The organism is Marinisporobacter balticus (assembly GCF_004345705.1).
Classification (GTDB): domain Bacteria; phylum Bacillota; class Clostridia; order Peptostreptococcales; family Thermotaleaceae; genus Marinisporobacter; species Marinisporobacter balticus.
In genome coordinates this window covers 1-6,380 of sequence record NZ_SLWV01000052.1, presented here as the reverse complement: position 1 = coordinate 6,380, position 6,380 = coordinate 1, and the positions used below count along the sequence as shown (strand labels likewise).

Annotated in this window: 8 protein-coding genes; 6 read left to right on the top strand and 2 right to left on the bottom strand. The window is 31.0% G+C overall.

Going from position 1 to position 6,380, the window contains the following annotated elements:
- Positions 1 to 182 precede the first annotated feature (182 nt).
- From EV214_RS18205 to EV214_RS18175, 6 genes are all read left to right on the top strand, one after another.
- The gene (locus EV214_RS18205; RefSeq protein WP_165916472.1) at positions 183 to 1,031 is read left to right on the top strand and encodes an LCP family protein; all 849 of its coding nucleotides are present in this window, start codon (positions 183 to 185) and stop codon (positions 1,029 to 1,031) included.
- A 687-nt stretch (positions 1,032 to 1,718) separates the two neighbouring features.
- A complete protein-coding gene (locus tag EV214_RS18200) occupies positions 1,719 to 1,973 on the top strand; it encodes a hypothetical protein (protein ID WP_132248387.1) in 255 nt (84 codons plus the stop codon).
- The gene (locus tag EV214_RS18195) at positions 1,970 to 2,797 is read left to right on the top strand and encodes a serine hydrolase domain-containing protein (RefSeq protein ID WP_132248385.1); all 828 of its coding nucleotides are present in this window, start codon (positions 1,970 to 1,972) and stop codon (positions 2,795 to 2,797) included. The genes EV214_RS18200 and EV214_RS18195 overlap by 4 nt, the downstream gene beginning before the upstream one ends.
- 372 nt (positions 2,798 to 3,169) lie before the next feature.
- Complete coding sequence (gene tnpB / locus EV214_RS18190; protein ID WP_132248383.1) at positions 3,170 to 3,526, top strand: IS66 family insertion sequence element accessory protein TnpB; 357 nt, start codon at positions 3,170 to 3,172, stop codon at positions 3,524 to 3,526.
- 151 nt (positions 3,527 to 3,677) lie between these two features.
- The gene (gene tnpC / locus EV214_RS18185) at positions 3,678 to 4,718 is read left to right on the top strand and encodes an IS66 family transposase (protein WP_132248381.1); all 1,041 of its coding nucleotides are present in this window, start codon (positions 3,678 to 3,680) and stop codon (positions 4,716 to 4,718) included.
- Between the two features lie 486 nt (positions 4,719 to 5,204).
- A complete protein-coding gene (locus tag EV214_RS18175) occupies positions 5,205 to 5,435 on the top strand; it encodes a hypothetical protein (protein WP_132248376.1) in 231 nt (76 codons plus the stop codon).
- A gap of 205 nt (positions 5,436 to 5,640) precedes the next feature.
- Here EV214_RS18175 and EV214_RS19785 read toward each other — a convergent pair whose 3' ends face one another.
- On the bottom strand, positions 5,641 to 5,742 hold the full coding sequence (locus EV214_RS19785) for a putative holin-like toxin (protein WP_132248374.1): 102 nt from the start codon (positions 5,740 to 5,742) through the stop codon (positions 5,641 to 5,643).
- Between the two features lie 182 nt (positions 5,743 to 5,924).
- A complete protein-coding gene (locus EV214_RS18165; protein WP_132248372.1) occupies positions 5,925 to 6,323 on the bottom strand; it encodes a hypothetical protein in 399 nt (132 codons plus the stop codon).
- Positions 6,324 to 6,380: the final 57 nt, after the last annotated feature.

Sequence of the window (6,380 nt, the reverse complement as noted above, 5' to 3'; positions counted from 1 at the left end):
GGTACAATGGTTTATCAATTGGGCAAATCAAATACCAAAAACTGTAATCAATAGATTGTGCGTCCGCATGTAGTTTCATTTATACGATATATATAAGTATTTCAATGAAACAAAATAATTTGTTTAAAGATGGTTTTCTTGCTTTTGGAGAAAGTAATATAGGTGAAAGGGTGAAAAACATAGTGAAATATAAAAAACCGAAAATATGGGTTATAGTAATATCTATTCTTATAATTGTTGCAGGTGGTATTTTACTGTTATCGAATCCAATTGATGATAGTGAATCTAATCATGAGATTATTAATGTACTATTTATGGGAGTTCTAGAGGCAAATTTGGGAGAAACCACACCTGTAGACGCCTTTGTTCTAATGGGATATGAACCAAGTACAGGAAATTTAAATATTTCGACGGTTTCAAGGGATACTATGATTAAAGATGAAAATAGAGATACAAAACTAGGAAATTATGCAGCTTTACATTCACCGGAACAGGTTATGAAAGAGTTAAACAATATATTGGGAGTTAACATTTCAAAATATATAATGATTGATACGGCTGCTTTTAGACATTTTGTTGATGCCATTGGAGGAATAAACTATGATGTGCCACAGGATATGTATTATGAAGATCCAATGCAAGGATTACATATTGAACTAAAGAAGGGGCCACAAATTTTGGATGGTAAAAAAGCAGAAATGCTGGTACGTTTTAGAAAAGGATATCTGAAGGGAGATCTTACTCGTATAGATGTTCAAAAGGATGTTCTTGTTGCAATTCTAACACAAGAAAGTGTGACAGATATATTTAAAAATATAGGTTCCCTTTATGAACTAGTCTCGAAAAACATTGAAACAAATATAGATAAAAAAGAAGTCAAAAAATATTCTGCTATTGTAAGAAATAATTCTATTGAAAAGGAAGATATAAAAGAAATCAATTTACCTATTTCTGCTATAATGCAGGAGGGTATCTTCTATGTGATAATAGACGAAGAAAAAGCACAAAAATTAACGCAAGGTAAATTTTAACTTAAGTTGATAATGCTCTTATGCATCTACTTTGTACGAATGATAATGAACGTAGCTTGGGGTTTCATCACAATAAAAGCAAAGTGTTTTTTGATGGAAATTAGTGGCTGTAATAGACTAAGTGTGATTTATATTTAAATAAAGGCGCATTTGTAGAAAAATACGAACAAAACGAATCTTAAATTAGGTTTTATTAAAAATGCTCATTATACAAATATTATTTTTAAATATAGAAATACCTAAAATAGTCATAAAGAGATTTCCATATATTTTAATTTGTTCTAAGTTATTTCTAGTTGTTTTTCCTACTACGTCGTCAAAAGGGGTATAAGTAGTCACTCGGTGTCACGGACAAGGGCAGGATAAGAAGGACGTTATAGGCAGAAATACTGCATCGATGGCGAAAAAAATCACCGATAGCAAATTTCCTAAACCGTGCTTCGGAGGTTCGATTCCTCTCGGGTACACCAAAGTATAGCCTTACTTTTCTTGGTTTTTCAAGGAAGGTGAGGTTTTTTGTTTTAGATGAATTCCACATATTTTGCAGTTAGTTTCTAATAATTTTAGATTAACGTTGTCATTACGAAGTCAAATAAGCATTGGGAGAAAAAATTACATAATACATGGTAAAAATAACCAAACTCAAGTATACTATTTATAAATGGTATTTCAGGGGGAGATGGAAACATGAACAGAATGATAAATCAGTTGGCTATAATCTTAATGTTGTTATGCATTGTTTTTGTAATCGTGTTTCAATTTTTTATAAGCAAAGAAAAAAAGATGGATTTTATTTTTAAAGGGTTTAATAATACATCTAATGGAGCAAGCGTTATGGTTATAAAAGACGGAGATATTTTGATTAAAAAGGGTTATGGAATGGCAGATATAAAAAAAAAACTGCTGCGAATGAATATACCAATTACAGAATTGCGTCTATGACAAAGCAATTTACAGCAATGTGTATTATGATTTTAAAACAAAGAGGGCTTTTAACATATGATACAAAGCTAACAGATATATTTCTGAACTTTCCTGAATATGGAAATGATATTACTATAAAAAATTTACTTCAACATACATCAGGCTTAGTAGATTTTTATGATCTTATTCCTAAGAATCAAAAAGAGCAGTTAAAGGATCAAGATGTATTCAATATATATAAAACTGAAAATAGACTTAAACTTAAACCAGGAAGTAAATTTGAATACTGTGATGGAAATTATGTTCTCCTTGCAATGGCTGTTGAGAAAGTTTCTGGAATGAGCTTTGCTGAGTTTCTAGAAAAAAATATCTTTAAACCTTTAAAAATGAATAATACGGTAGCCTACGAAAAAGGTATATCAACAGTAAAAAATAGAGCTTATGGTACAACGAAGATGAATGGTAAATATATTGAAACGGATCAAAATCTTACAAGTGCCACCCTTGGAGATGGAGGAATATATACATCTTTAATGGATTATTATAAATGGGATCAAGCCCTTTATACAGATAAAATGGTAAGTTTTGAGACGTTAAACCAAGCTTTTTCAAATGGCGTGCGTGATTCTGAATCAGGGGATTCATATGGTTTTGGGTGGGGTTATTTTTTTATGGGAGGCAAAAAAATCCTATACCATACTGGAGGAACTGTTGGCTTTACAACAGTGGTAGTGCGCATTCCAAGTGAGAAATTTACTGTAGTAATTTTCACGAATTATAATAATTTAGATATATGGAGGAAATATGTAAAACCTATTGTAAAGATGTACACCAGTTTATGAGGTTAATTAAGCTACCTGATCTTTGTCAAGAAAGCTTTGTACAGCTTCCCTTTTTTATATGTAAGCGTAAACCTTAGGACACATATAAAACTAAATTTAAAAATGATAAAATCATCTCAAAAGAAATTGAGGTGATTTAAATATGGCTCGTGAAGAAAATCAAAAGCATTGGGAGAGCATAATCCATAATCAAATTTCCCAATAAACCTTTAGAAAAATCAGAAAAGACTGCTTGAACGATAGTTACACCAATAACAGATGCGCAATTTTGTACGAATAAGATTGAAGTCAGAATAGGAAAAGCTACTCTTCTAATAGACAAATTCTTTGATGCGGAAATTCTTGATAAACTAATAGGAATACTTACCAAACATGTTTAATAAAAATCGCATTGATCAAGTATACCTATCACTTGGATCAACAGATCTTAGAAAATCAATTGATGGATTATCCCTAATAGTTTTAGAGACCTTTAAGCTAGATCCATTTTCAAGAAATCTCTATGTATTTTGCAATAAAAACCGTGATAAAATAAAAATTCTAGAATGGGATACAAGTGGATTTTGGCTTCACTACAAGCGGCTGGAAAAAGATAAATTTAGATGGCCTGATGATATTGGTGGAACACATATAGCTATAGACGAAAGATCCTTCAGATGGCTACTTGATGGACTAACAATCAAAGAAAAATATGCGCATAAACCAATAGAAGAAAGACAAATATTTTAGGCTGTAGATTCTGAAAAAATCTCGAATTTACAGCTTTTTCACTATGAATACATAAGAAAAAATGGTATAATATAAGTATGAAAAACATTGAAAACCCAAGGGTTATAGACGAAAATACAATTGAAGATAAAATGGTTTTTTTGAAAATAAAGTGGCTCAGCAGGAACAAAAAATTGAGGAGCTTGAAGCAAAAGTAAAATTCTATGAAGAACAATTTAGACTTAGCCAAGCTAAGAAATATGGTTCTTCTAGTGAAAAAACTGATCCTGAGCAAATTTCAATCTTTAATGAAGCTGAAAAACTGTCGGTGAAACCACAGGATTCAGAGGATATTGAAGAAATTCTTGTAAAAAGAAAGAAGGGCAAATCTAAAAGCCGTAAATCTTATGAAGATTTAGAAGTAGAAGAAGTTTATTACACTTTATCAGAAGAAGAACAAATATGTCCATTATGTAATGGAACCCTTCACGAAATGAAAACAGAGGTCAGAAAGGAATTAAAAATCATTCCTGCCCAGGTGAAAGTAGTGCATCACATTAAGCAAGTGTATGCTTGCAGAAAATGTGATAATGAAGGTGTTGGTGGAACGATCATTGCAGCTAAAATGCCTAATCCAGTGATTCCTAAAAGTATGGTATCTCCTTCACTACTAGCATTTATAATGGAGAAAAAATATAACCAAGCACTTCCCTTATATCGACAGGAAAAGGCATTTATAAATTTTGGGATAGATTTGTCACGTCAAAATATGGCGAATTGGATTATAACAGGTGCACAGAATTGGTTGAAAATCATTTATGATCGATTACAATTAGAACTTCTAAAAGAACCTATCATCCATGCTGATGAAACGGTTTTAAAGTGCCTAGACGAAAAAGATAACAAAAACAATTATATGTGGCTTTATGCATCTGCAAAATGGGGTGAAAAACCAATTTATCTTTATGACTATCAAAAATCTCGCTCCCACAGGCATCCCAAAAACTTTTTGAATGGGTATAAAGGATATCTTCAAACCGATGGATATAGTGCTTATAACAAACTTGAAGATGTCACTCAAGTGGCATGCCTTGCTCATGCAAGACGAAAGTTTGATGAAGTAATAAAAGCTGCTCCAAAGGATTCTGATATAGTGAGTTCAAAATCAAATGAAGCTTTATCTCTAGGTGTATTAGGATTTACGCTTACGTAAGAATGAGATTAAAGAGTGTCTTGTTGATAGAGTATGTGAAGATGTTAGACAAGAGATAATTCTTTCATGTAAACCAAACATAGAGAAAGAAATTAAAGAAAAAATAAAACAAAAGCAAGAAAAGCAAAGAATTAAACAAATTAAGATTTTTCTTTTAGAAACGGTTATTTTGGGAGGCTTAATTGGGCTTTTGGTAAATCAGGGAACGGATATAATTTCTCTAAGCAAAGGAACTCAAATAGATGTATCATTAACATTACTTTGGATAACAATTTTAATATTATTAACATTGTTATTTGCTTTTCTGATGTACATAGATAAAATGAAAGACATTTTTGATTTTAATAAAGAAAATGAAGAATGATTGAAGGAAAAGAATAGATTCTTCAAGACTTCAACAGAGCATTAGAACTAGCAAAGAAGTATAAAGAAAATAATATTGAGGAACTAGAGCTATACCTATGGGTAAATAATCATGTAGAGGAAATGCGAATTCAAGAAATAAATCCGTACTATGAAGAGTTTACAGATACAGGATATGCAAGGATTAAAGATATTTTAATCTATAGAAAAGGAGCAAGTCTAGAAAGATTTACAGAAGATGCATTAGATGAAATGCTAGAGAATAGAGAAACAGTAGACAAGCTGTTTGATAAGGATGAAATTATGGAAATGTGGATGGAAGAAACCTCAAAAGAAAAAGCAATAAGAGGTTGAATGCGTACATAGAATTATGACAAAAATTTCAGATTAAAGGTTTATTTTATAAAAAACTTTGATATAATATAAATAGTAATCACATAAAATAAAAATAGGGTGCTACCAACACCCTATAGTATACAATTCTAGTTGTTTAGGCAACTGGTATCACTAAAATTTTCAGTATTTAAAAATAGTAGCTATCCATTTGCGGTTGGGGCTACTATTTTTTTGAGATTTTTTCTATAAGCAACACTATTAATGTTAATAATGCTATTAAGAACAAACCAGCTTGAAATAGTAATATTAAAACGTCGTTACTCATATGTATCACCTCCCTTCAAAAAGGGATGGGTGATACCAGTAGCCCACATAAAAACATATTGAATTGTACCTAAACATTATAGCATATGGCAAAGCAAGATTCTATAAGATAAGGATAATGAAGAGTCTAGAAAAGCCTTATCTTCTTTGGTTAACAAGGAAGATAAGGCTTTTATTTAGGACTTAATAAATTCGTCGATTTAAAGCAAGAGAAATTGAATAGGATAACCAACCGATGATGAGTATTATATTGAAAAATTCTACCATCATTGTCATTGGCACATGAAAATATTCGATAAGCATACTTATTATGATAGTGGTGAGTAGTGTAATATTAAAGGCTAATGAATATGCTCTATTACTTATATACTTTGCTTTTTCGTCGCAACGAGATTCAAAGAATTTTATTTCAACATAAGATTGGATGAAAATAACTCCTATTATAGATAATAGACCACCTATTGTTAAGGCAAAACTAAAATCAAAAGGTATTAAAATAATGGTTACAAGTACAGTTAATATGATGTAGGCAATATCAAGATTATTTTTCATAATTATATCCATTCCTTTCGCTTCGCTCAAGGCACAAAACGCTATGAAACGTGTTGGCTTCGAGCGTTATTTCTTTTATCCTATAGA

Bases quoted from the DNA above. Each gene is read 5' to 3' on its own strand.
- tnpB (WP_132248383.1), top strand. From the start codon at position 3,170: ATGTTTAATAAAAATCGCATTGATCAAGTATACCTATCACTTGGATCA.
- EV214_RS18195 (WP_132248385.1), top strand. From the start codon at position 1,970: ATGACAAAGCAATTTACAGCAATGTGTATTATGATTTTAAAACAAAGA.
- EV214_RS18200 (WP_132248387.1), top strand. From the start codon at position 1,719: ATGAACAGAATGATAAATCAGTTGGCTATAATCTTAATGTTGTTATGC.
- EV214_RS18175 (WP_132248376.1), top strand. From the start codon at position 5,205: ATGCGAATTCAAGAAATAAATCCGTACTATGAAGAGTTTACAGATACA.
- EV214_RS19785 (WP_132248374.1), bottom strand. From the start codon at position 5,742: ATGAGTAACGACGTTTTAATATTACTATTTCAAGCTGGTTTGTTCTTA.